Source organism: Pseudofrankia coriaricola, assembly GCF_001854805.1.
Taxonomy (GTDB): domain Bacteria; phylum Actinomycetota; class Actinomycetes; order Frankiales; family Frankiaceae; genus Pseudofrankia.
On the sequence record NZ_MBLO01000035.1, the window covers coordinates 33,657 to 54,940 of the forward strand.

Below are 21,284 nucleotides of genomic sequence, written 5' to 3' on the forward strand. Positions count from 1 at the left end.
GTGAACTGGTCAGCGCGGTACGGCCGGCTTGCCAGGCCGGCGGATGTCCTCAGCCGGCGAGCGCGAAGTAGCGCAGCCACAGGTACCCGGCGGACAGGGTGATGGTGACGGCGGTGACGACGAGGCCGTATTTGGTGAACTGCCAGAACGAGATGGGCTGGCGGTTGCGTTCGGCGATGCCGAGGACGACGACGTTGGCGGAGGCGCCGATGGCGGTGGCGTTGCCGCCGAGGTCGGCGCCGAGGGCGAGGGCCCACCACAGGACGTGGTGTCCGTCGGCGCCGCCGCCCATGTCCTTCACCAGGTCGGCGGTGATCGGTGCCATGGTGGCGACGTAGGGAATGTTGTCGACGACGGCGGACAGGACCGCGGACCCGAACAGCAGCAGCATTGTCGCGCCGAGCTCGCGCCCGCCGGTGGCGTCGGCGAGCGACGTGGAGAGCTCGCCGATGACCCCGGTCTCGATCAGGGCGCCGACCATGATGAAGAGGCCGGCGAAGAAGGCAAGTGTGGGCCATTCGACCTCGTTCAGTACCTGCCGGGTATCGACTTTGGAGATCGCGATGAGCAGTCCGGCGCCGAGGAGGGCGACCACGCTGGGGGCGAAGTGCAGCACTGGGTGCAGGACGAATCCCGCGACGACGAGGGCGAGCACCGCGAGGCCCTCGATGAGGAGCCTCGGGTTGCGGATGGCCTCGCGCTCCTCCAGTTCCATGATTTCGCCCGTGAGGTTCTCGTCGTACACGAACTCGCCGCGGAACATGATCCGGCACAGGCCGACCAGGACGGCGGTGAGAACGGCGGCGATCGGGAGCGTGTGGACGAGGAAGTCGTTGAACGTCAGGCCGGCGCGGCTGGCGATGATGATGTTGGGAGGGTCGCCGACGAGGGTGGCGGTGCCGCCGATGTTGGAGGCCAGCACCTCGGCGATGAGAAACGGTGCCGCGCGCAGCGCGAGGCGTTCACACACCAGCAGGGTCACCGGGGCGACGAGGAGCACGGTGGTGACGTTGTCCAGCAGCGCCGAGGCGACCGCCGTGATCACCACCAGCATGGCCATCACCCGGAACGGTCTGCCGCGGGCGCGTTTGACCGACCAGATGGCCAGGTACTCGAAGACGCCCGTCTGTCGCAGCACCCCGACGATGATCATCATGCCCAGGAGCAGGAAGATGACGTTCCAGTCGATGCCCGTGTGCTCGTCGTAGAAGGCGGCCTTGTCGTCGGTCGCGGTGATCGCGAGCATGCCGGCCGCGCCGCCCAGTGCGGCGGCCGTGCGGTGGACGCGCTCACTGATGATCAGTACATAGGTGATGACGAAGACGGCGATGGCCGCCCAGCTGTGCCAGTCGCTCATCGAGCCTCGAGAAGGCGGTCCAGCAGATGCGCAGCGGTGATCACGCCGAGGGTGCGGGAGCCGGCCGCGTCCCGTTCGACGACCGCGACGAGCGGGCTGGCTTCTCGGGCCATGAGGGCCGCGACCTCGAGCGCCGTGTCGTCCGGGGCCGCGATCGGGGGAGTGTGCCGGTCCTTCGGCAGGCAGTCGCGCACCGAGCGTCCGGACAGGGCCTGGCACAGCCGGTCGGCGTGCCGCTCGTCGACGACGGCGGCAAGCGTCGGGTCCTCGATGACATACAGGGGTACGAGCATCTTGACCAGCCGGGAGGCGGGCAGCACCGCGTATGGCACGCCGTCGTCGTCCAGCACCAGCAGCCCGGGCAGCCGCTGCTCGGCCAACAGGCGAGCAGCGTCCAGGGCATCGCTGTCCAGCGTCACCGAGGTGTAGGGGACGGCCAGGTCACGTGCTCGCATTGTCGGTCTCCTCGCCTCGAACGGCTGCCACCGGGTGCGGGACCCCGTTCCTGAGGTTGTCGCCGTCCGGGCGTTCGGTGTCGGAAAGGGCAGCTGAAGCCATCGCGGATGGGTCCTTCCCGTGCTCGTCGTCCGGGATGCCGACGAGGTCCTCGACGTCGAACATGCGGGCGATCGGAACGTCCGTGCTGCTGTGCGCCACGATGGAGACCGCGATGCAGACCGCGATCAGCGTGTAGGCCTGGTGGCCCTGCGGAATTCCGGATTCGAGCACCAGCAGTCCGTAGACGACCGACGCGAAGCCCTTCGGCCCGAACCAGGCCGCGGTCAGCTTCTCCCGCCGGCTGAAGCGACTGCCGGCCAGCGAGAGGAGCAGCGAGGCGGGGCGTATCAGCACGATCGCCAGCACCACCGCCACGTACCCGCCGAGCGGAAGGTCGCCGAACAGACTCGGGGTCAGCAGCGACCCGAACACCAACAGCGCCGCGAACTTGCTCAGCTCCGCGAATGCCTCCCCCAACGGCTCGAACGCATGCTTCGAGTCGGGTGATACCGATGCGAGCACCGCGCCCGCGGAGAACGCGGCCAGGTAGGGGTTGGCGTGCGTGAGATGGCAGGTGGCGTACAGAATCACCCCCACCGCCAGCGGCAGCAGCGGCTGGAGCTTCGGCTCCGCGCCCAGCAGCCGGAAACGCACCAGCCAGGCGACGACCACCGGCAGCGCGACGCCCAGTGCCAGTCCGCCTACCAGCTCCAGCGCGATCGTCGACAACGACTCCTCGGCCGTCCCGGACGTCGGACCCGCGGCCGCGATCAGCAGCAGCACGACCGGCAGCGCGAGCCCGTCGTTCACGCCGCTCTCGACGTTCAGCAGCTGCCGTAGCCGGGCCGGTACCTCGCGGCGTCCCACGATCGCGGAGGCGAACACCGGGTCGGTCGGCGCCAGCACCGCTCCGACCAGGAAGGACGTCGTCCAGTCCAGACCCACGAGGAGGTGCGTCACGACCGCCATGCCCGCGAAGGCCAGCGGCATACCCAGACCCAGCGCCAGGGCCGGGTTCCACCACGCCCCGCGCAGGGCCGGGAACGAGACATGCATACCGTCGGTGAACAGCACGACGAACAGCGCGAGATCGGCCGTCACACCGACGATCTCACTGCCGGCGGTGATGTGCACGAGACCCAGGAAGCCGTCACCGACCAGCGCGCCACCGAGAAGAAAAAGAAAGGAGGTCGACAGCACCGAACGCGCCGCCAGACCCGACAGCAACACCGCGACGAGCAGCGCAACCCCGAAGACCGCCACGAGCACCACAGCAGCGACCCCCGATCGACAAAGAGACTTATCCCTTGTTCGCCGACCAGGCTTCCCGGCACTCCACCAGCGACTCTAGCAGCCCTGGCGATAGTGATCGGGTAGAAGGCGCAGGTGGTGCCGCGTGACGTCGGTGGGCTCGACGCTGGCCAGGCCGATCGAGCTGCGCGAGACCACGACGGTGCCGCTGATCCGGCCGACGGACAGCTGCGGCCTGGCACCCTTCACCCGCGAGCTGTTCACCGTCGCCGGCCGGTACCCGACGAATCCCGACCCCGCCACTGGCGGACGTAGCGTACGGCGAGTCCCCACGATCATCCTGGTCGCAGACCTAGACCTCCGCGGCGGGTGGCGTCCCGCCCAGTGCCGACGGCGAGGTTCATCCGCAACCGCCGAGCGGTAGGGGCATGGCCTCGTCGAAGCGGAGGATCAGGCGGTCGGGCGGCGGTGTAGCGGGTGACGACGTCGGCCCAGTTGATGATGTCCCACAGGGCGGTGGCGGGTGCTACCTGAATGCCGGGCGTTGTACGGATGCCGGGAAGTCCGCCGCGTCCTGTCGGATTCGCCCGGCGGCGGGATCAGGGCCGCCGTCGTGGAGATCGTCGATGGGGGCTTTGTGCGTCAGCTGGCGTTGAGTGGCTGGCCGGTTTCGAGGAGGGTCTTGAGGCCGGACAGGACGCGCATCCAGCCGGTGTCCGCGACGCGCGCGGCGGTTTTGGGTGCGTTCTCGAGGTGGTCGTGGACGATGGTGAGCAGGCTGATCTGGTCGTCGCCGGGAGTGATGTTCCAGGTGACCCGGCTGGGTGGTTCGGCGGCGAGGTCGGGGTTGTAGAGGGCGCGGTAGCTGACGACCAGGCGGTGCGGTCGGTCGGCGTCCAGGACTGTTTCGTCGCCCCAGAGGGCGGTGCGGTCGGGTGAGTGGTAGCGGAACGGTGTGCCGATCTCGCCGGTGGTCTCGACGAGGGCGCCGAAGAGGTAGCCGGAGCTGAGGTCGGGGTCGGTGATCGCGTCCCAGATCTGTGCGGGGGTGGCGCGGATGAAGAGGTGGTAGGTCTGGGTCGTGGGCGCGGTGGCAGCGGTCATGGTCATGAGTGGTCCTGTTCGCCGGCGTGGACGGGGGTGGCGGAGCCGAGCTCAGTGCGGCTCATTCGGCCGGTTCGGCCACGGGGGTGACGAAGCGCGGTGTGCCGGTCTCGGTCGCTGGGTCGGGCCGCGAGGTCTGGGTTCTGATGTTGGGTGCGCGCAGGGCGATGACGGCGGCGGCGAGGACGGCGAGGCTGCCGGCGAGCAGCGCGCGCTGTAGGCCGGAGGTGAGTGCCTGGGCTGGGGCGGTGTGTTCGGCGAGCAGGTGGTGGGTGTGGGCGGTGGCGAGTGCGGAGAAGACGGCCAGTCCGAGGGCGGAGCCGAGTTGTAGGGCGGTGTTGAGCAGCCCGGCGGCGAGTCCGGCTTTGTCCGCGGGAACGCCGGCGTTGGCGGCGGTGGTGACGGTGACGAACACGGCGCCGAGCCCGACGGACATGACCAGCAGGCCGGGGAGCAGGTCGGTGGGGTAGGAGCCGGCCACGGGAACCCGGGACAGGTAGTACATCCCGGCGGCGGCGATGAGTGCGCCGCCGGCGATGATCGGCCGGGTTCCGATCCGGGGCATGAGCTGTGTCGAGAGGCCGGCGGCGAGGACGATGCCGGCGGTGACGGGCAGGTAGGCCGCGCCGCCCTGGATGGGGGAGTAGCCGAGCACGTTCTGCATGTAGAGCGTCAGGAAGAAGAACATCGACAGGAAGCCGGCGAAGGCGAGGAGCTGGGTGGCGTCGGCGGCCGCGAGTCCCTTGACGCGCAGGATGGCGAAGGGGAACAGCGGATCGCGGACGCGGCTTTCGTTGACCGCGAAGGCGGCGAGCAGCAGCGCGGCGGTGGTCAGCTCGCCGATGGTGTGCGCGGTGCCCCAGCCAGTGTCGGGCGCCTTCACCAGCGCGTAGATGCCCAGCAGCATCCCGCCGGTGACGAGGATCGCCCCGCCGGCGTCGAAGCCGACGCGCGGCTGTGCCCGCCGTTCAGCCGGGACGAGGCGGAACGCGGCGGCGACGATGGCAACGCAGACCGGGATGTTGACGAACAGCACCCAGCGCCAGCCAGGTCCTTCCGAGAGCAACCCGCCGCAGAACACGCCGACGGCGGCGCCCAGTCCGCTGATCGCGCCCCACACGCCAAGCGCCCGGGTGCGGTCGCGTTCGTCGGTGAAGGTAGTGGTGAGGATCGACAGGCCGGCCGGAGCCATCAACGCGGCGCCGACGCCCTGGGCCACCCGGGCGCCGACCAGCATCCCGGCGTTCGCGGCGAGCCCGCCGGCCAGGGAACAGACCGCGAACAGGGTCGTGCCGGCGACCAGCATGCGTCGCCGGCCGAGGAGGTCGGCCGCGCGGCCGCCGAGCAGGAGGAAGCCGCCGTAGGTCACGACGTAGCCGGACAGCACCCACTGCAGGCCCTGCTGGGAGAAACCCAGATCGCGCCGGATCGACGGCAACGCGACGTTCATGATCGAGGAATCGACGAGGTCGAGGAACTGGACCGCGCACAGCAGCAGCAGCGTGAGCATGCCGCGGCGGGTGGCGAGGATGGAGGCGGGTGGGGCGGTCATGGCCACCTTCAGATTGGACGAAACCGTCCAGTCTGACGCTAGACGAGACTGGACGATCCCGTCCAGAGTTTGTTGGACGGAATCGTCCAGTTCAACTGGCGAAGGTGCGGATGAACGCGAGTGCGGCCCGCACCGCGACCCGCAGCGACGCCACGTCGCGGCGGGTCTGGCTCAGGAGCATCCCGCCCTCGAGACTCGCCAGCAGCGCGGTACCGAGGTCCGCCGGCGAGGCGTCCGCCCGCAGCTCTCCCGCCGCGCGCATCCGTGCGAACGCGTCGACGAACAGCTGCTCCCAGGCGGCGAACGCGCCCGCCACCCGCGCCCGGGCCCCCTCGTTGTGCTCGGCAACATCGGAGGCCAGCGTTCCGATCGGGCAGCCCGCCGGGCTCTGTTCGTACTGGGCGACGAATCCCGCCAGCGTGCGCTCGAGTTCGTCCAGGGTCGCCACCGTGGCGAACGCCTCGGTCAGCCCGCCGAGCACCTGGTCACACCGGTAGCCCACGGCCGCCTCCATGAGCTGATCCCGGCCGCCGAAGTAGTGGTAAAGCTGGCTCTTGCTCGCCCCGGCCACCGCGAGCACCTGCTCCAGGCTCACCGCCCGCACGCCATGCTGGGCGACCACGTCCGCGACCCGGGCGACGATCCGCTCGCGACTCGCCCGCCCACGCGCGGTCGTCGGCTCCGTCGACATCCGACCACCTTAGCCACAACTGGACCGAACCGTCCAATAGGAGCCGCGGCTGGCGTTCGCCGCCGTGAGGCGACCGTCGCGGCGCTGGACCGAGCCGGCCGTCAGCCAGCCGGGGACGCCGACGCCACCGACGTCGAGGCGTCCGGCCAGGACGACACGCTTGTGCTGCTGTTCCTGTGCTGCCATCCCGCGCTGACGCCGCCGTCGCAGCTGGCGCTCACGCTGCGCGCGGTCGGCGGTCTGACGACCGCGCAGGTCGCCTCGGCGTTCCTGGTCCCCGAGGCTGCGATGGCCAGGCGGATCACGCGGGCCAAGGAGCGGATCAGGAGCGCCGGCGCCCGGTTCGAGCTGCCGCCACGGCCGGACTGGCCCGAGCGGCTCGGCATGGTCCTGCAGGTGCTGTATCTCGTGTTCAACGAGGGCTACACCGCCAGCTCGGGGCCCGCGCTGAACCGGGCCGACCTGACCGCAGAGGCCATCCGGCTGGCACGTCTGCTGCACCGGCTGCTGCCCCAGGAGGGCGAGGCCGCCGGCCTGCTCGCGCTGATGCTGCTCACCGACGCCCGGCGCGGCGTCCGGACCAGCCCGGACGGGTCGATCGTGCCGCTCGACGAGCAGCGCCGCGAACTGTGGGACAGCACCGCGATCACCGAAGGCCAGGCACTGCTCACCCGCACCCTCGGCCGCGGCCCGGTCGGCGCCTACCAGATCCAGGCCGCGGCCGCCGCGCTCCACGACGAGGCCCCGACCGCCGAAGCCACCGACTGGCCGCAGATCCTCGCGCTCTACGACCTGGGTCGCCTCGACTCCGCCGTCCGGACCTCCTCGGTCGCCGCCGTCGCCTGGCAGTTCTCCGCCCGGCACCACGAACCCGGCGACACCGCGAAAAGACCACGTCTCACGGTGAGGATGTAGGCGAGCCCCGCGCCGGCCGACCAGCGTCGACCTCGCAGCCTCCGACGCGGCGGGCTCCGACGTCGTAACAGACAGAGCCATCTCCGGACGCGGCTACTCCGAGCGCCGCTGGCCCGGACTGGCCAGCGAGCTCCGTTCTGGCCTGCGGCCGGCCACCGACCGGCGACACCGACCTTCACGCCGCCGTCGCCCGACCGGCTTGCACGAGCGACATAGTTGCGATACTAGTTAATTAACAACTATGTGAAAGAGGCGAGTGTGGCAGTGACTTCCGCTGTGGACCTGTATCGGCAGGCGAGTGCCCACGCATCCACGATCATGGCAGGAGTGTGCGCGGAACATCTGATCGGGCCGACGCCGTGCGCGAAGTGGACGGTGCAGGATCTGGTCGACCACCTCGTCGGCGGCACAGGCTACCTTCTGAGCGCGGCCACCGGCAATCAGCCCGTCCCGCCTGCCGGTCCCGCCACGACAGGCCAGTTCGCGGTCGGTTTTGCCGCCGTGTTGGACGCTGTGGCGCGGCCAGGCGCGATGGATCGCCGCTGTATGTCACCATTGGGATTCGAGTGGACCGTTGCGGAGGCGCTCGCGGGCACGTTCATGGACGTTCTGATCCACAGCTGGGACCTGGCCAGTGCCACCGGGCAGGGCGCCCGGCTCGACCCCGACCTGGTCCAGGCGTGTTGGGACATGTTCGTCCCGGTGATGCCTGATCGCGGCCGGGAAGCCGGCCTGATCGGCCCGGCGGTCGCGGTGCCCGTCGAGGCCCCGTTGCAGGACCGGCTGCTCGGCGTCATGGGTCGCGAGCCATGACCGAGGCCGGCCGGCTCGAACCGGCAGCGGAGGAGGGCCAGCTCGACGCCGCGCTGCGCGCCCTGGCTCATCCCCGCCGCCGGGCGATGCTTCGGCTTGTGCTCGGTGGCGAACGCACGGCCACCGAACTGGCCGCGGCGGCCGGGGCGTCCGGGCCGGACGCCAGCCGCCATCTGAAAGTCCTGCGCGAGGCCGGCCTGCTCACGATGCGCGCTGAGAGGACAACCCGGCTGTACCGGCTCGATCCCACCCGGCTGTGGGAGGTCCGTGCCCTCCTCGACGGCTTCTGGGACGACCGCCTCGCCACTTTGAAGGTCGTCGCCGAGACCATGGCCAGCGAGGCGACCGAGCGGCGGGGGACCGCATGAGACTCGTCGTCAAGGAGATCGTGATCGACGCGCCGGTCGCCCTCGTCTACGACCTTCTCACCAGCCCACTGATGCTGGTCCGCTGGCTCGCCGACGACGCCGACATCGACCCTCGGTCGGGCGGGGTCGTGCGCTGGCGGCACGCCAACGGCGACGTGTGCAGCGGCCAGGTCGTCGAGCTCATTCCACCCCGGCGGGTGGTGTTCACCTACGGGTGGGAACGCGTGGATGTGCAGGTCCCGCCCGGGTCGACGACGGTCGAGATCGACCTCGTGGCGACCCCGGCCGGGACTCGTCTACGTCTGGTCCACCATGGCCTCGCTGGCCCGATGGCCGACGCGCACGCCGGTGGCTGGGCTCACTACCTGTCCCGGCTGGCCATCGCCGCCAGTGGCGCCGATCCCGGCCCCGACCCGTTCGTCAACCAGCGCGTGCCCACACCGGACGAGCTGGCCAGACGATGAGCGCCACGCCTCCGCCGGCCGACCCGGCTGACCGGAACGAGTTCGCGCGTCTGACCGAGCACATGCTGGCACGTGCCGGGGTCTCGCGGTCGACGATGATGGGTCTGCCCTGCCTGCGGATCGACGGCGCGTTCTTCGCCTCCTACGACACCAGGACCGACCGCCTCCTCGTCAAGCTGCCAGCCCCGAGGGTCCAACAGCTCGTCGCCGTCGCCGCCGCGGAAGCATTCGCGCCGGCTGGCAGGACCTTTCGGGAATGGGCCGCCATCCCCAGCAGTCGAATCGCCGACTGGAGCCGCCTCTGCGCCGAAGCACTCGACTTCGTCGCCGGACAACGTGGCGCGCCGTCCGCACCGCGATCCCGTAGGCAGCGATGAGGTACGTCTCGGCAATCTTGGCGGCTCTCAGTGGATCAGCGGTGGGTCCGACGCAGGCCAGCCGCGAGCCCCCGAGCCCACCCACCCGGTCCCACGAAGAACATAACGCTCCGTGACGGCGTGGAGTATCGATCCGGACAGCTGGACGCACACGGATCTGCCGAATTGAGGATGTTCAGTCAGCCAGTCGCCAGTGCCATCGTCGGCCGGCTGTCAGAGTTCGTCGGCCGGCTATCGATGTGGTTGGAGGTGCGCCGTTGGCAGGGCAACGGGCTAGGCTGCCGGTGGGTGTGCCGGGAAGGCCGGTCGGCGCGTGAATGCCGCCGCACCGCCACGCCTGGAGGCACGTCGATGCCCGATCTTGTGAGACCGACGGCGGTGGCGTCCCTGCCGGCCGGCCAGGTCGAGTACCGGCTGGAGCGACGTGGTGACACTGTGGTGGTGGTCTTCCACGGTGGGCACGTGCGAGCCAGCCTGGCATTGGGCGAGGACGTGTTCGCCGCGGCTGACTGCACGCTGCTGGCACCCTCACGTCCCGGCTACGGCCGTACTCCGCTGTCGACCGGCAGCTCGGTGGAGGGGCATACGGACGTGGTCCGGGCGTTGTGTGCCGATCTGGGCATCACCCGGGTGGCCGCCGTTGTCGGCGTCTCGGGTGGCGGCCCGACCGCCGCCACGATGGCCGCGCGGCATGCTGACCTCGTCGAGCGTCTGATCCTGGTCAGCGCCGTGGGTTGGCTCCCCTATCCGGATCGCCGCACTCGCCTGGGCGCGCACGTCGTGTTCGCCACCGGGACTGAGGCCGTGACATGGGCCGGGATACATGCGCTCACTCGTCTGGCGCCCGACGTCTGTCTGCGGCTGATGATGAGCAGCCTCTCGACCCGACCGGTGGGCGAGGTCATTGCCGCGCTGCGCGCCGAGGACCGCGACCTGCTGCTGTCGTTGTTCGCCCAGATGCGTTCCGGCCGCGGGTTCCTCAACGATCTGCGTCCCACACCGGACGCCACCGCCCGGATCGACCAACCCACCCTGGTGATCGCCACCCGCACCGACGGGGGCGTCCCGTTCGCCCACGCTCAGTCGCTTGCCAGCACCATCCGCAACGCCCAACTCGTCGAAAGCCGCGCGCACACCCACCTCGTCTGGCTCGGTCCCGACTGGCTGGCAATCGCCGAACGGATTCGGCTGTTCCTCGACACCGACCCCACCGCCGCCGTCGGACCGGCACGCTCCGGCACCTGACCCGACACCCCACGCGACGCCAGGCTCGCACGGCAGGCCACCCGCGACCAGACTCGCCGCGCCAACGACCTCGCCCGCATCGAGGCGGAACTCGCTCGCATCGCCGACCAGCGCCAACGCGGCCGAGACCGTCAGCTCACCCCCGCAGCCCGCCAGCGGGTCGGCCCATCGCGCCCAGGAGCCGGTCCTGCAACGAGGCGTCGCCGGGCACCGGACGCCGGATGGATGCGAGTCCTGTCCGGCCTCAAGACCCCTCCTCGAAACCGGCCAACCACTCAACGCGACCTGACTCACGAAGCCAGCATCCAAGATCTCCACGGCGGTGGCCCTGATCCCGCCACCGGACGAATCCGACACGAGCGACGGGCCTGGCTGGTAAGCGGTGCAGATGCTCGTTGCTCCAGCCGAACACGACCTGCAGCGCCGCGTGTAGCTCGGCGATGGTCGCGCGATCGATCATAAGGATGCGGCGCCAGATCAGGGAGCTGATCCCCGCAGCCGGTACCCCATCGGCAAGGGCGGGACCGGAGTGTTTGGGATTACGGCCCGCCATCTTCTCGACCGGCTCGTCAACCTTGCGCGCCAGGCCGTCGTGCCGTTTTGCGACATCTGTCCGACAGATCCGTTCTGCTGCGCTTCCACGGGCGCTCGTCTGTAGCGCATCCGACACCGCGGAGGAGCGGCCCATTCGGATGGCCGTAGTCGTGATCTGCGTCGATTCGTTCGACGTCTGCGTTGACCTTCTAGTCGAGTTGAAGGTTTACGTTGCGGTCATGGGTTCCTACCGGATCTCGCAGTTGGCGGATCGTGTCGGCGTGCCGGCGACCACGCTGCGGTTCTATGAGTCGGCTGGGCTGTTGTCCGCCGAGCGCACTCCGTCGGGTTACCGGGTCTACGGCGAGGAGGCGGTGGAGCGGTTGGCGTTCATCTCGTCCGGGAAGCTTCTGGGGCTGTCGTTGGAGGAGATCGGTGACCTGCTGAGTGTGTGGGAACAGGGGGTGTGCGCGGCGGTCCGGGAACGGATGCTGCCGTTGGTCGCTGCCCGAATCGTGGACGCCGATCAGCGTGCGGCCGAGCTGTCGGCCTTCTCCGCGCGGTTGGCCGCGTTCCACACCGAACTCGGGGAGACAGCCCCTGCGGGTGGGTGCGGTCCGGACTGCGGCTGCCTGACCACGACCGGCTCATCGAAGGCTGGTCCGGTGCCGCTCACGCTGTCGCCGGTCCGACCCGACGTCGCCGACCAGGCATGGCGCGACGCGCCAGTGGCCTGCACCCTCAGCGGCGACGAGCAGATCGACCGAGCGGTCCAGTGGCGCGAGGTGCTTGGGGAAGCGGTCAGTCGGGAAGAGATCGACGCGGGGCTGCGCCTGATGTTCCCACCCGGCCCCGATCTCGCCGCGCGGATCGCCGCACTTGCCGCGGCCGAGCAGGACTGCTGCGCTTTCTTCGCCTTCACGCTTCAGCTCGCTCCTACCGCGCTGGTCCTGACTGTCCGCGCCCCCGAGACCGCCTCCGCCCTGCTCGTCGACCTGTTCGGAGTATCCGCATGAGCCCCTCGACTGGCCGCTCCCGTCCGTGGTCGACGATCGGCGCTGGAGTTGCGACCGTCGCCGCCTGCGCGGTGTGCTGCGTTGGCCCGCTGCTCGCCGTGCTCGGCGCCGTCGGTGCCTTGGCGACCGTCGCCGCCGTGTGGGTTCCGGCGCTGGCGGTGGTGGCGGTCGCCGCGCTCGTTGGGGCCGTCGCGGTCCGCCGTCGCCGCCGGGCGGCATGCCGGGCCGTTCCGGGACCGGTAGACCTGGGCGTGCCCGCCCCCCGCGACCACCGGGACCCTGTGCCGACCGCTCCACGGTGAGCCGCGCGACTCGGCCCGCGCTTCGTGCCTCTAGACCACCTCACGGCGGGCAGCGGCTACCGGGCCGCGACGTGGAATTCGGCGCACGCGCTGCCCGACACCGTGCCCGACGGGGTCTGCGATGGTAGATCGGTGACGACGGTCGAGATGTCCGGCAGGCTGCTGCGCCGCGGGATCGCGTTGGAGTATGTGACCCTGGGCTGGAACGTCGTCGGTATGGCTGTGCTGGCGGTGACCGCGATCGCGGCTCGTTCCGTCGCGCTCGCCGGGTTCGGCCTGGACTCCTTGATTGAGATCGGCGCGTCCACCGTCGTGCTCTGGGAACTGTCGGGCACCGGGCCCGAACGCCAACGCCGGGCCCTGCGCCTCATCGGTACCGCGTTCGCCGCGCTCGCGCTCTACCTCGCCGTCCAGTCGAGCCTGGTCCTCGCCGTCAGCTATCACCCCCGTCACAGCCCCGGCGGGATCGCGTGGACCGCGATCACCGCGGTCGTCATGGTCGTGCTGGCCGTCGGGAAAGCCCGCGTGGGCGCGGCCTTGGGTAACCCCGTGCTCCGTGCCGAAGGCCGGGTCACCCTCATGGACGGGGCTCTGGCAGCCGCCGTCCTCGCCGGCCTCACGCTGAACGCCGTCCTCGGCTGGTGGTGGGCCGACCCCCTCGCCGGCTACGTCCTCGTCCTCTACGCCCTGCACGAGGTCCGCACGACCTTCACCAGGCCCTGACGAACAACCCCCCGGTCAGCACACCCATCTCCGCTGTACCGGCCACGCCCAGCGTGACGGATGACCACGACGACTCCCCAAGGGCGGTGGCAGCAGACGCGCGTGCAACCGATCAGGACGGCAGCGCACCAGGGCGTCACACTCGCCGCCGCCCGCATGGCTGCGGGCCCCCATTCAGGCATCTCCTGTACCCGGCGCGCACTGCCACGGCCTCGCCCGCCCGCCGGCTACTGCCCGGCCAGTTGGCTTGCGACGGTGTCCGCCGCTGTGACCGTGCCGACGACCGCCGCACCGCCGGTAACAGGCGACGTGGGCACGGCGGTGGCGGCGATCGCGAGTGCGGCGCCGAGCCCTCCCGCGGCGCCGAGAGCGACGAACAGCAGTGGATAGCTGCCCATCGCCGCGGCGAGTGCCGCGCCGATGCTGGGCGCGAGTGCGGTCGCGCCGGTTAGCGGGGCGTTGAACACTCCGTTGAGCCGTGCGAAGCGTTCGGCTCCCCACAGGTCGGCGACGATCGTGGCCTCGACGAGGGTGAACATCCCGCGTATCGCTCCGACGAGCATGGCGACCCCCACCAGCGCGAAGGCCGGCCCGGGGAGGACACCGAGGAGGAGGGTGGCGAGCCCGCCGGCGCCGATGACCGCGGCGGTCCGGCCCCGGACGGTGAGTCGGGTGGCCAGGGGGCGGTAGCAGAGTCGGCCGGCGACCTGGCCGACCCCGCCCAGTCCGATCGCCCAGGCGGCGAGGGTTGTGGACAGGCCCCGGCCGGTCAGCAACGGGACGAGGTTGACCACGACGGCGTAGAGCGCGAACGCGCTCAACGTCATCGCCGCGGCGAGCAGCAGGAACATCCGGCTGCCCAGCACCCGGCGATCACCGTCCCGGTGTGGCGCTGGGTTCGGGTCGATGTGGCCGGGGGCAGGGTGCTGGTCGGGTCGCCAGGGCAGGCGCAGGGCCCAGGCGTGCGCGGGGATCGTGATGGCCGCGAGGATCGCGGCCAGGACGAGGTAGACCTCCCGCCAGTTCAGGTGTGTGGCGAGTCCGGCGGTGAGGGGCGCGAAGATCGTGCTCGCGAAGCCCGCCGCCAGTGTCAGCGTGGTCAGCGCGGGCAGCCGTTTGGGTCCGTACCAGCCGGTGAGCGCGGCGAAGGCCGGTGGGTAGAACACCCCGGCCATCGCGACCCCGGCCACCAGCCAGGCGGCGAGGAACCAGCCATACGACGGCGCCTGCGCCACTCCTGCCAGCGCGGCGACGGCGAGGATCGAGCCGGCGGTCATCACCGGCCGCGGCCCCCGCCGGCCGAGAAGGCGTCCGACCGGCACGCCGGCTACCGCGCCGAGGAGGTTCCCAGCCGAGAACGCCGCGGTCACCGCCGTGCGGGACCAGCCGGTGTCGTCGGCGATCCCCTCGGCGAGGACGGGAAACGCGTAGTACAGCACCCCGTAGCTGACGATCTCGGTGATGCACAGCGCGATCAGCGCCCGCCGGGAACCGGCCGTCACCCGGCCACGGCGGCGCCCGGGCCGTCACCGGCCTCGAACACCAATGGCTCCAGACCACGCTCCAACAGATGCGCCCCGGCCGCCAGGCCCTGCGGCCCCGCGCCGATCACCGCCACCGGCAACTCCACCATGCCCACTCCTCACATTGACACCTGTCGATGCATCGACTCTCTTCGATGCATCGACAGATGTCAATGCGAGGTGCAGACTGGGTGCATGCCCACCGGAACGCTCCCGCTGATCACGCAGGACCTGGCCGCCTGCTGCTCACCGGTCACCGGCGGCGTGCTCGACGTCGACACCGCCGAACGCCTCGCCCGCGTCTTCAAGGCCCTCGGTGATCCCACCCGCGTGCGGCTTCTCTCGATGATCGCCGCCGCCGAGGGGGGTGAGGCATGCATCTGCGACCTCACGGAACCGGTCGCCCTGTCCCAGCCGACCGTCTCCCACCACATGAAGATCCTCGCCGAGGCCCAGCTCATCACCCGCGAGCAGCGCGGCAAATGGGCCTACTACCGCATCCTCGACGGCACGCTGCGCGCCGTCGCGGAAGCACTCAGCCCCAGCCCCGCCCCGGCCGCAGGCGCCGGAGGGATCGAACCTAGGCCACTGGTTGGACGGTCCGTGCCGAGTCGCGCCCAAGCGGAGATCCCCGCAGGCGGCCGGCGCGGTGGGCAGCGTCGGAGGGGCTGAGCCGGAACGGCGGCCAGCGCGGGCGCTGTTCGTCGTCGGCTGTTGCGCCCGGCCGGGGTGATGTCAGGCGGCGTCCGCCGTTGCGGGCGCTGGCGTGAGCGTCGCGGCGAGCGCGGCCATGGCGCCGGGGACTGGCCGGTAGTAGGCCCAGACGCCGCGTTTGTCGCGGCTGATCAGTCCAGCTTCGACGAGGACTTTCAGGTGGTGGCTGACGGTCGGCTGGGTCAGCCCGAGGGGTTCGGTGAGCTCGCAGACGCAGGCTTCGCCGCCGTCGCGGGCGTAGATCATCGACAGGAGTCGCAGTCGGGCGGGCACGGCGATCGCCTTGAGTACTGCGGCCAGCTGCTCGGCCTCGTCGGCGGACAGTGGCGTGCGTGCCAGCGGCGTGCAGCAGGCGGAGATCGCTCCGGCCAGGCCCGGGGTGTCGTCGGCGCACTCGCTGGGAGCGGGGATGGGGAGCCCCGCGGATGCGGATGTCGTCGCCATGGGTCCAGCATGCACCAGAGCATTGACAGGCGTCTATCTCGTCGGCCATCCTCGGTCCGTCAGGACATAGACCACGGTCGATGTGAAGGTGGGTGCGGCATGGCGAGGGTGCAGCTGGCGCTGAACGTCTCGGACGTGGACGCGGCGGTGGAGTTCTACGGGAAGCTGTTCGGGGTCGAGCCGGCGAAGCGCCGGCCGGGGTATGCGAACTTCGCGATCGACACTCCGCCGCTGAAGCTGGTGCTGATCGAGAACCCCGAGGCCCGCGGCGCCGGCGTCGCCGGGGCGCTCAACCACCTGGGTGTCGAGGTCGAGACGACTGACGAGGTGTCCGCGGCCACCGCCCGGCTGGCCGGGGCGGGCTTGGCGACCGCGGTGGAGGAGAACACGGCCTGTTGCTACGCGCTGCAGGACAAGGTGTGGGTGGACGACCCGGATGGGGCGCCGTGGGAGGTCTACACGGTGCTCGCCGACGTCGCGGAGATGGCCCGTCCGGGTCCGACGCCGTCGGTCGCCGAGCGCGCCGACGGTCCGGGGTCGGCGTGTGACTGCGGTCCGGTCTGCGCCCCGGCGGCGACGGGCGAGGACGCGGTCGCGGCGGTGACGGCGGAGTCGGAAACGGCCTCGGCTGCGGCGGCGGCCGGCACGCGCACGCTGCTCGCGGTGGAGCCGGCCTCGGCCGGCTCCTGCTGCTGAGCACCCGTCCGTGACGGACACAACGGTCGACCAGCCGCCGTTGGCGCGGCGGCTGGTCGCCGAGGCGCTGGGCAGCCTGCTGCTCGCGGCGCTGGTCATCGGCTCCGGGATCGCCGCGCAGCAGCTCAGCCCCGACGAGGTCGGCCTGCAGTTGGTCGAGAACGCTGCGGCGACCGCGGCCGGCCTGTACGCGATCATCCTGATGGTCGGCCCGGTGTCCGGAGCCCACTTCAACCCGGTCGTGACCATCGTGGACGCGGCGTTCGGTGGGCTGTCGTGGCGGGACGCCGCCGCCTACCTGCCCGCCCAGGTCGCCGGCTGCGTCGGCGGCGCAGTGCTGGCGAACCTGATGTTCGACGGCTCGGCGGTGTCGATCTCGACGCACCACCGGGCGTCCGGTGCGCATCTGCTCGCCGAGGTCGTCGCGACCGCCGGCCTGATCCTACTGATCTTCTCCCTGGTCCGTTCCGGCCGCGGTGAACGCGCCCCGGCCGCTGTCGGCGCCTACATCGGCGCCGCGTACTGGTTCACCAGCTCGACCAGTTTCGCGAACCCGGCGATCAGCGTCGGGCGGATGTTCTCCGACACGTTCGCCGGCATAGCCCCGGCCTCCGTCCCCGCGTTCATCGCTGCTCAGTTGGTGGGTGGCGCGGTCGGCTTCGGCCTGGTCCGCCTGCTCTACCCGGCCACACCCACCGCGCAGGGACAGGCCGCAGACGTGCTGCTGCCCCACCCCGCCACCACGACCACAGACGCGGCGCCGGTTAACGGCGCCACCCTCACACATCCCTCGCGAGGTGCCTCATGACCAGTTCCGACAGCTCCACCGGCCTGGATGGCTTATCCGGCCTCGACCCGGCCACCGACCGCGCCCTACGCGCGACCGCGCTGCGACTGACCCACGACTACACCACGACGTTCGAGGCGGACGAGGTCGCCGACGTACTCGCCGACTCCTACCGGCTGCTCGCCCGCACCGCCCGGGTCACGGCGTTCCTGCCGACGCTGGCCGAGCGGCTGACCCGCGAACGGCTGGAGGCCCTGGCCGCGACCCGGGGGCTGATCGCCAAGCGGGTGCCCGAGGTGCTGTTCGTCTGCGTACACAACGCCGGCCGCTCCCAGATGGCCGCCGCACTGACCCGCCACTACGCCGGCACCGCGCTGCACATCCGCACCGGCGGCTCCGACCCTGGCACCCAGATCCACCCCGAGGTCGTCGCCGCGATGAAGGACGTCGGGCTGTCGCTGGACGAGGAGTTCCCCAAGCCACTGACCGACGACATCCTCGCCGCCGCCGACGTCGTCATCACCATGGGCTGCGGCGACACCTGCCCCTACATGCCCGGCAAGCGCTACGAGGACTGGGCGATCAACGACCCCGCCGACGCCGACGCCGACCAGGTCGCCGCGATCCGCGACGACATCGACCACCGCGTCCGCGACCTGCTCGCCAGCCTGCTGCCCGACCTCACCCTGCCCGCGCCCCGGACCGACTGACGCCGACCACCGCCGGCCCCGCCGGGTGGCCGGGTCGGCGGCTCTTCCTCCTCTGAAAGGACCTGTCTGTGTCCGACAAGCCGTCGGTACTGTTCGTCTGCGTGCACAACGCCGGCCGCTCCCAGATGGCCGCCGGGTTCCTCACCCACCTGGCGGCTGACCGGGTCGAGGTCCGCTCCGCTGGCTCCATGCCGGCCGAGAAGGTCAACCCGATCGCGGTCGCCGCGATGGCCGAGGTCGGCATCGACATCGCCACCGAGACCCCGAAGATCCTCACTGTCGACGCGGTCGAATCCTCGACCATGGTCATCACCATGGGCTGCGGCGACGCCTGCCCCGTCTTCCCCGGCATCCGCTACGAGGATTGGAAACTCGACGACCCTGCCGGTCAGGGCATCGACGCCGTCCGTCCGATCCGCGACGCCATCCGCACCCGCGTCGAGAAGCTGCTCGGCGAGCTCCTGCCTGCCGCCGCCTGACCCATCGGTTCGACGCCGATCTCCCAACACCCCCGCAGCTAGCCGAGGCGGACCGATCGGGACCTGGCTCGCGGGCCGCAGGTGGTCCTCATCCTCACATCTCGCCCTGGAAGGGGCTGTCTGTCGTGCACATCGTCGCGATCGGTGGCAGCGACGCCGGCATCTCCGCCGCGCTGCGCGCCCGCGAACTCGACCCGTCAGCCGACGTCACCGTGGTCGTCGCCGACGCCTACCCGAACTTCTCCATCTGCGGCATCCCCTACTACGTCTCCGGCGAGGTCACCCACTGGCGCAACCTCGCCCACCGCACCCACGCCGACCTTGAGGCCACCGGCATGAACCTGCGGCTGGACACCCTGGCCACCGGCATCGACGTCACCGGCCACCGGCTGGCGCTGCGCGCCGCCGACGGTACCGAGTCCGAGCTGCCCTACGACAAGCTGGTCGTCGGCACCGGCGCGCTGCCCGCCGTCCCCCCGATCGCGGGCCTCGCCGATCCCGGCGACCCGCTCACTGTCGGCGCCCGCGACGGGCTCGGCCCGGCCGACGGTGTGCATCTGCTGCACTCCATGGGCGACACCTTCGCCGTCATGGACACCCTCACCCGCCACAGCCCGACCAGCGCGATCGTCGTCGGCGCCGGCTACATCGGCCTGGAGATGGCCGAAGGGCTCACCACCCGCGGGATCCAGGTCACCCAGATCGAGATGGCCGACGAGGTCCTGCCCACCGTCGACCCTGCCCTCGGCGCGCTGGTCGCCGCCGAGCTGGCCGCGCACGGGGTCGAGGTCCTCACCCGCACCAGCGTCCAGGGCATCGCACGCGCCGAACCCGGCGCCACCGGCCGCCTGCGCGTCGAGGCGGCCACCACCACGCCCGACGGGACCACGACCACCCTGAACCGGTACGCCGACCTTGTTCTCGTCGTCACCGGCGTCCGCCCCGACAGCCGTCTCGCCGCCGCCGCCGGCGCCACGCTCGGCCCACGGGGCGCGATCGTCGTCAACGAACGGATGGAGACCGGGCTGCCCGACGTCTACGCCGCCGGTGACTGCGTCATCACCCACCACCGGCTGCTCGGCACGACCTGGCTGCCGCTGGGCACCACCGCCCACAAGCAGGGCCGCGTCGCCGGCGAGAACGCCCTCGGCGGCGACCGGGCCTTCGCCGGTAGCCTCGGCACGCAGGTCGTCAAAATCTTCGAGGCGGTCGCCGCCCGCACCGGGCTGCGTGAGCATGAGGCCCTCGCCGCCGGCTACACGCCCGCGACCTCGCAGGCCAGCCCTGACGACCACAAGGCGTATTACCCCGGCGCCCAGCCCATCACGATCCGCGTCACCGGCGACACCTCCAGCGGACGGCTGCTCGGCGCCCAGCTCGTCGGACGCCGCGGCAGCGAGGTCGCCAAGCGGGTCGACACCTACGCCACTGCGATCTTCCATGGCATGACGGTCGACGCCCTGGCCGATCTTGATCTCTCCTACACCCCGCCCCTTGGCTCGCCCTGGGACGCGGTCCAGATGGCGGCCCAGACCTGGGTCCGCGACCACCAGCTCCCAACCCAACACAGGCACTCGACGCCGCCCGCGTCTAGCCACAGCATCGCGTGACCGGCCGTCCCGAGCAGCGACGCCGACGGCATCGACACCACACGGGCCCGATCGACCCTGGGGCGTGTCGAACCCCGGTCACTGAGCTCCTCGCTCAGGGCCGGGAGGACGGGACGCAGCCCGATCGGTCCCGTGGCGACGGGGAGGCGGGGCCAGCTCGGGCGTTGAAGAAAAACCCTCATCAGCGGGCGCCAGGCGACCGGCGGCGCCCGCACCCACCAATGTCTCCTGTAGTCCGGGGCGTCGCGCCGTCTCCCCGGACGGACGATCACTGAAGCCAATTCTTCGCCTCTCCCGCTTCGGCGGGACAACAGACCGGCCTCCGCTCCAGCCATGCTGGTGGATCTTGCGCGTCTGGCCTGCGGAGTGCCTGCGACTTCCCGGGACGTGAGACTGGCGGAGGGGTATTGCCGGCCGCTTGGGAGTGCGGATGACGCAGCGCGCGCACTGGGACGACGTCTATGGCCGGATGGTGGTGACCGAGGTCAGCTGGTTTCAGCAGGAGCCGGCCAGTTCCCTGGCCCTGGTCGAGGCGGCGGGAACTGGTCCGCGTGATGCGATCGTCGATGTCGGGGCCGGTGCGTCTGTGCTCGTCGACCGGTTGCTGGATGCCGGCCATACGGACGTGACCGTGCTCGATGTCGCCGCCGACGCGCTTGCTGAGACCCGGTCCCGCCTCGGGCCCCGGGCTGCCGACGTGCACTGGCTCACCGTCGACCTGCTGGCCTGGCAGCCGCGGCGGCGCTACCGGCTCTGGCACGACCGAGCCGTGTTCCATTTCCTCACCGACCCCGCCGACCGCGACCGTTACCGCGCGGTCCTGCGCCAGGCGCTCGCGCCCGGCGGCCACGCCGTCATCGGGACGTTCGCCGCCGACGGTCCGACAGCCTGCTCCGGGCTACCCACCGCCCGCTACAGCACCGACGAGCTCGCCGCCCAATTCCCGGACCTGSACGTCGTACATACCAGCCGGGAAGAACACCGCACCCCCAACGGTCGGGTACAGCCGTTCACCTGGCTCCTACTGAGCGACCGCACCGACAGCGCCGGCACCACGGATCACGCGGTCGCCATGACCAAAACCTGACTCGCCCGTCGGCCCGACTCGACC

Annotated in this window: 27 protein-coding genes; 16 read left to right on the plus strand and 11 right to left on the minus strand. The window is 71.0% G+C overall.

Annotated features, from left to right (window positions below; translation table 11 throughout):
- Positions 1–49 precede the first annotated feature (49 nt).
- The 7 genes from BCD48_RS06215 to BCD48_RS06245 all read right to left on the minus strand — a co-directional run bounded on the left by BCD48_RS06215 (position 50) and on the right by BCD48_RS06245 (position 6,453).
- On the minus strand, positions 50–1,357 hold the full coding sequence (locus tag BCD48_RS06215) for an ArsB/NhaD family transporter (RefSeq protein ID WP_071047335.1): 1,308 nt from the start codon (positions 1,355–1,357) through the stop codon (positions 50–52).
- A complete protein-coding gene (locus tag BCD48_RS06220) occupies positions 1,354–1,812 on the minus strand; it encodes a CBS domain-containing protein (RefSeq protein ID WP_071047336.1) in 459 nt (152 codons plus the stop codon). The genes BCD48_RS06215 and BCD48_RS06220 overlap by 4 nt, the downstream gene beginning before the upstream one ends.
- Positions 1,799–3,127 carry a cation:proton antiporter gene (locus tag BCD48_RS06225; RefSeq protein ID WP_083418244.1) on the minus strand — a complete coding sequence of 443 codons (1,329 nt, stop codon included), beginning with the start codon at positions 3,125–3,127 and terminating at the stop codon, positions 1,799–1,801. Before BCD48_RS06225 ends, BCD48_RS06220 begins: the two co-directional genes overlap by 14 nt.
- A 75-nt stretch (positions 3,128–3,202) precedes the next feature.
- Positions 3,203–3,409 carry a hypothetical protein gene (locus BCD48_RS06230; RefSeq protein ID WP_071047337.1) on the minus strand — a complete coding sequence of 69 codons (207 nt, stop codon included), beginning with the start codon at positions 3,407–3,409 and terminating at the stop codon, positions 3,203–3,205.
- Between the two features lie 339 nt (positions 3,410–3,748).
- Complete coding sequence (locus BCD48_RS06235) at positions 3,749–4,216, minus strand: SRPBCC domain-containing protein (RefSeq protein ID WP_071047338.1); 468 nt, start codon at positions 4,214–4,216, stop codon at positions 3,749–3,751.
- Between the two features lie 55 nt (positions 4,217–4,271).
- Complete coding sequence (locus tag BCD48_RS06240; protein WP_071047339.1) at positions 4,272–5,762, minus strand: MFS transporter; 1,491 nt, start codon at positions 5,760–5,762, stop codon at positions 4,272–4,274.
- A 91-nt stretch (positions 5,763–5,853) separates the two neighbouring features.
- Complete coding sequence (locus tag BCD48_RS06245) at positions 5,854–6,453, minus strand: TetR/AcrR family transcriptional regulator (protein ID WP_071047340.1); 600 nt, start codon at positions 6,451–6,453, stop codon at positions 5,854–5,856.
- 162 nt (positions 6,454–6,615) lie between these two features.
- On the opposite strand from BCD48_RS06245, the gene BCD48_RS53255 reads away from it, so the two are divergent.
- From BCD48_RS53255 to BCD48_RS06275, 6 genes are all read left to right on the plus strand, one after another.
- Entirely contained in the window at positions 6,616–7,368 is a 753-nt protein-coding gene (locus BCD48_RS53255) for an RNA polymerase sigma factor (RefSeq protein ID WP_491677117.1), read from the plus strand.
- 258 nt (positions 7,369–7,626) lie between these two features.
- Complete coding sequence (locus tag BCD48_RS06255) at positions 7,627–8,181, plus strand: TIGR03086 family metal-binding protein (RefSeq protein WP_116271439.1); 555 nt, start codon at positions 7,627–7,629, stop codon at positions 8,179–8,181.
- Positions 8,178–8,549 carry an ArsR/SmtB family transcription factor gene (locus BCD48_RS06260; RefSeq protein WP_071047341.1) on the plus strand — a complete coding sequence of 124 codons (372 nt, stop codon included), beginning with the start codon at positions 8,178–8,180 and terminating at the stop codon, positions 8,547–8,549. Before BCD48_RS06255 ends, BCD48_RS06260 begins: the two co-directional genes overlap by 4 nt.
- On the plus strand, positions 8,546–9,013 hold the full coding sequence (locus tag BCD48_RS06265) for an SRPBCC family protein (RefSeq protein ID WP_071047342.1): 468 nt from the start codon (positions 8,546–8,548) through the stop codon (positions 9,011–9,013). Before BCD48_RS06260 ends, BCD48_RS06265 begins: the two co-directional genes overlap by 4 nt.
- A complete protein-coding gene (locus BCD48_RS52065; protein ID WP_071047343.1) occupies positions 9,010–9,390 on the plus strand; it encodes a hypothetical protein in 381 nt (126 codons plus the stop codon). Before BCD48_RS06265 ends, BCD48_RS52065 begins: the two co-directional genes overlap by 4 nt.
- A 351-nt stretch (positions 9,391–9,741) precedes the next feature.
- On the plus strand, positions 9,742–10,635 hold the full coding sequence (locus BCD48_RS06275) for an alpha/beta fold hydrolase (RefSeq protein ID WP_071047344.1): 894 nt from the start codon (positions 9,742–9,744) through the stop codon (positions 10,633–10,635).
- Positions 10,636–10,879: 244 nt separating this feature from the next.
- Here BCD48_RS06275 and BCD48_RS56420 read toward each other — a convergent pair whose 3' ends face one another.
- The gene (locus BCD48_RS56420) at positions 10,880–11,323 is read right to left on the minus strand and encodes an IS1096 element passenger TnpR family protein (RefSeq protein WP_083418245.1); all 444 of its coding nucleotides are present in this window, start codon (positions 11,321–11,323) and stop codon (positions 10,880–10,882) included.
- Between the two features lie 4 nt (positions 11,324–11,327).
- On the opposite strand from BCD48_RS56420, the gene BCD48_RS06280 reads away from it, so the two are divergent.
- The 3 genes from BCD48_RS06280 to BCD48_RS06290 all read left to right on the plus strand — a co-directional run bounded on the left by BCD48_RS06280 (position 11,328) and on the right by BCD48_RS06290 (position 13,210).
- The gene (locus tag BCD48_RS06280; RefSeq protein WP_241841554.1) at positions 11,328–12,185 is read left to right on the plus strand and encodes a MerR family transcriptional regulator; all 858 of its coding nucleotides are present in this window, start codon (positions 11,328–11,330) and stop codon (positions 12,183–12,185) included.
- The gene (locus tag BCD48_RS06285; protein WP_198543118.1) at positions 12,182–12,487 is read left to right on the plus strand and encodes a hypothetical protein; all 306 of its coding nucleotides are present in this window, start codon (positions 12,182–12,184) and stop codon (positions 12,485–12,487) included. Before BCD48_RS06280 ends, BCD48_RS06285 begins: the two co-directional genes overlap by 4 nt.
- A 132-nt stretch (positions 12,488–12,619) precedes the next feature.
- A complete protein-coding gene (locus BCD48_RS06290; RefSeq protein ID WP_198543119.1) occupies positions 12,620–13,210 on the plus strand; it encodes a cation efflux transmembrane domain-containing protein in 591 nt (196 codons plus the stop codon).
- A 227-nt stretch (positions 13,211–13,437) separates the two neighbouring features.
- Here BCD48_RS06290 and BCD48_RS06295 read toward each other — a convergent pair whose 3' ends face one another.
- Positions 13,438–14,712: an MFS transporter gene (locus BCD48_RS06295; protein ID WP_083418246.1), complete on the minus strand. Its 1,275-nt coding sequence runs from the start codon at positions 14,710–14,712 to the stop codon at positions 13,438–13,440.
- Entirely contained in the window at positions 14,709–14,843 is a 135-nt protein-coding gene (locus BCD48_RS45625) for an NAD(P)-binding protein (RefSeq protein ID WP_241841555.1), read from the minus strand. Before BCD48_RS45625 ends, BCD48_RS06295 begins: the two co-directional genes overlap by 4 nt.
- Positions 14,844–14,928: 85 nt before the next feature.
- Here BCD48_RS45625 and BCD48_RS06300 point away from each other — a divergent pair, with 85 nt between their 5' ends.
- A complete protein-coding gene (locus BCD48_RS06300) occupies positions 14,929–15,405 on the plus strand; it encodes an ArsR/SmtB family transcription factor (protein WP_083418247.1) in 477 nt (158 codons plus the stop codon).
- A gap of 63 nt (positions 15,406–15,468) precedes the next feature.
- Here BCD48_RS06300 and BCD48_RS06305 read toward each other — a convergent pair whose 3' ends face one another.
- A complete protein-coding gene (locus BCD48_RS06305; RefSeq protein ID WP_071047346.1) occupies positions 15,469–15,891 on the minus strand; it encodes an ArsR/SmtB family transcription factor in 423 nt (140 codons plus the stop codon).
- 99 nt (positions 15,892–15,990) lie between these two features.
- On the opposite strand from BCD48_RS06305, the gene BCD48_RS06310 reads away from it, so the two are divergent.
- From BCD48_RS06310 to BCD48_RS06335, 6 genes are all read left to right on the plus strand, one after another.
- The gene (locus BCD48_RS06310; protein ID WP_071047347.1) at positions 15,991–16,587 is read left to right on the plus strand and encodes an ArsI/CadI family heavy metal resistance metalloenzyme; all 597 of its coding nucleotides are present in this window, start codon (positions 15,991–15,993) and stop codon (positions 16,585–16,587) included.
- Positions 16,588–16,597: 10 nt separating this feature from the next.
- The gene (locus tag BCD48_RS06315; RefSeq protein ID WP_071047348.1) at positions 16,598–17,395 is read left to right on the plus strand and encodes an aquaporin; all 798 of its coding nucleotides are present in this window, start codon (positions 16,598–16,600) and stop codon (positions 17,393–17,395) included.
- Positions 17,392–18,084, plus strand: coding sequence for an arsenate reductase/protein-tyrosine-phosphatase family protein (locus BCD48_RS55275; RefSeq protein WP_071047349.1), 693 nt, complete (start codon positions 17,392–17,394; stop codon positions 18,082–18,084). The genes BCD48_RS06315 and BCD48_RS55275 overlap by 4 nt, the downstream gene beginning before the upstream one ends.
- Before the next feature lie 68 nt (positions 18,085–18,152).
- The gene (locus BCD48_RS06325; protein WP_071047350.1) at positions 18,153–18,563 is read left to right on the plus strand and encodes an arsenate reductase ArsC; all 411 of its coding nucleotides are present in this window, start codon (positions 18,153–18,155) and stop codon (positions 18,561–18,563) included.
- 125 nt (positions 18,564–18,688) lie between these two features.
- Positions 18,689–20,173 carry an FAD-dependent oxidoreductase gene (locus tag BCD48_RS06330; protein WP_071047351.1) on the plus strand — a complete coding sequence of 495 codons (1,485 nt, stop codon included), beginning with the start codon at positions 18,689–18,691 and terminating at the stop codon, positions 20,171–20,173.
- A gap of 430 nt (positions 20,174–20,603) precedes the next feature.
- Positions 20,604–21,260 (plus strand): class I SAM-dependent methyltransferase, encoded by a 657-nt coding sequence (locus BCD48_RS06335; RefSeq protein WP_071047352.1) that lies wholly within the window; start codon positions 20,604–20,606, stop codon positions 21,258–21,260.
- Positions 21,261–21,284 lie beyond the last annotated feature (24 nt).

Excerpts from the sequence above, each read along its gene's own strand:
- BCD48_RS06215 (WP_071047335.1), bottom strand. The coding sequence starts at position 1,357 with ATGAGCGACTGGCACAGCTGGGCGGCCATCGCCGTCTTCGTCATCACC.
- BCD48_RS06220 (WP_071047336.1), bottom strand. The coding sequence starts at position 1,812 with ATGCGAGCACGTGACCTGGCCGTCCCCTACACCTCGGTGACGCTGGAC.
- BCD48_RS06235 (WP_071047338.1), bottom strand. The coding sequence starts at position 4,216 with ATGACCATGACCGCTGCCACCGCGCCCACGACCCAGACCTACCACCTC.
- BCD48_RS06240 (WP_071047339.1), bottom strand. The coding sequence starts at position 5,762 with ATGACCGCCCCACCCGCCTCCATCCTCGCCACCCGCCGCGGCATGCTC.
- BCD48_RS06245 (WP_071047340.1), bottom strand. The coding sequence starts at position 6,453 with ATGTCGACGGAGCCGACGACCGCGCGTGGGCGGGCGAGTCGCGAGCGG.
- BCD48_RS06260 (WP_071047341.1), top strand. The coding sequence starts at position 8,178 with ATGACCGAGGCCGGCCGGCTCGAACCGGCAGCGGAGGAGGGCCAGCTC.
- BCD48_RS06265 (WP_071047342.1), top strand. The coding sequence starts at position 8,546 with ATGAGACTCGTCGTCAAGGAGATCGTGATCGACGCGCCGGTCGCCCTC.
- BCD48_RS52065 (WP_071047343.1), top strand. The coding sequence starts at position 9,010 with ATGAGCGCCACGCCTCCGCCGGCCGACCCGGCTGACCGGAACGAGTTC.
- BCD48_RS06275 (WP_071047344.1), top strand. The coding sequence starts at position 9,742 with ATGCCCGATCTTGTGAGACCGACGGCGGTGGCGTCCCTGCCGGCCGGC.
- BCD48_RS56420 (WP_083418245.1), bottom strand. The coding sequence starts at position 11,323 with ATGGGCCGCTCCTCCGCGGTGTCGGATGCGCTACAGACGAGCGCCCGT.
- BCD48_RS06280 (WP_241841554.1), top strand. The coding sequence starts at position 11,328 with ATGGCCGTAGTCGTGATCTGCGTCGATTCGTTCGACGTCTGCGTTGAC.
- BCD48_RS06285 (WP_198543118.1), top strand. The coding sequence starts at position 12,182 with ATGAGCCCCTCGACTGGCCGCTCCCGTCCGTGGTCGACGATCGGCGCT.
- BCD48_RS45625 (WP_241841555.1), bottom strand. The coding sequence starts at position 14,843 with ATGGTGGAGTTGCCGGTGGCGGTGATCGGCGCGGGGCCGCAGGGCCTG.
- BCD48_RS06300 (WP_083418247.1), top strand. The coding sequence starts at position 14,929 with ATGCCCACCGGAACGCTCCCGCTGATCACGCAGGACCTGGCCGCCTGC.
- BCD48_RS06305 (WP_071047346.1), bottom strand. The coding sequence starts at position 15,891 with ATGGCGACGACATCCGCATCCGCGGGGCTCCCCATCCCCGCTCCCAGC.
- BCD48_RS06310 (WP_071047347.1), top strand. The coding sequence starts at position 15,991 with ATGGCGAGGGTGCAGCTGGCGCTGAACGTCTCGGACGTGGACGCGGCG.
- BCD48_RS55275 (WP_071047349.1), top strand. The coding sequence starts at position 17,392 with ATGACCAGTTCCGACAGCTCCACCGGCCTGGATGGCTTATCCGGCCTC.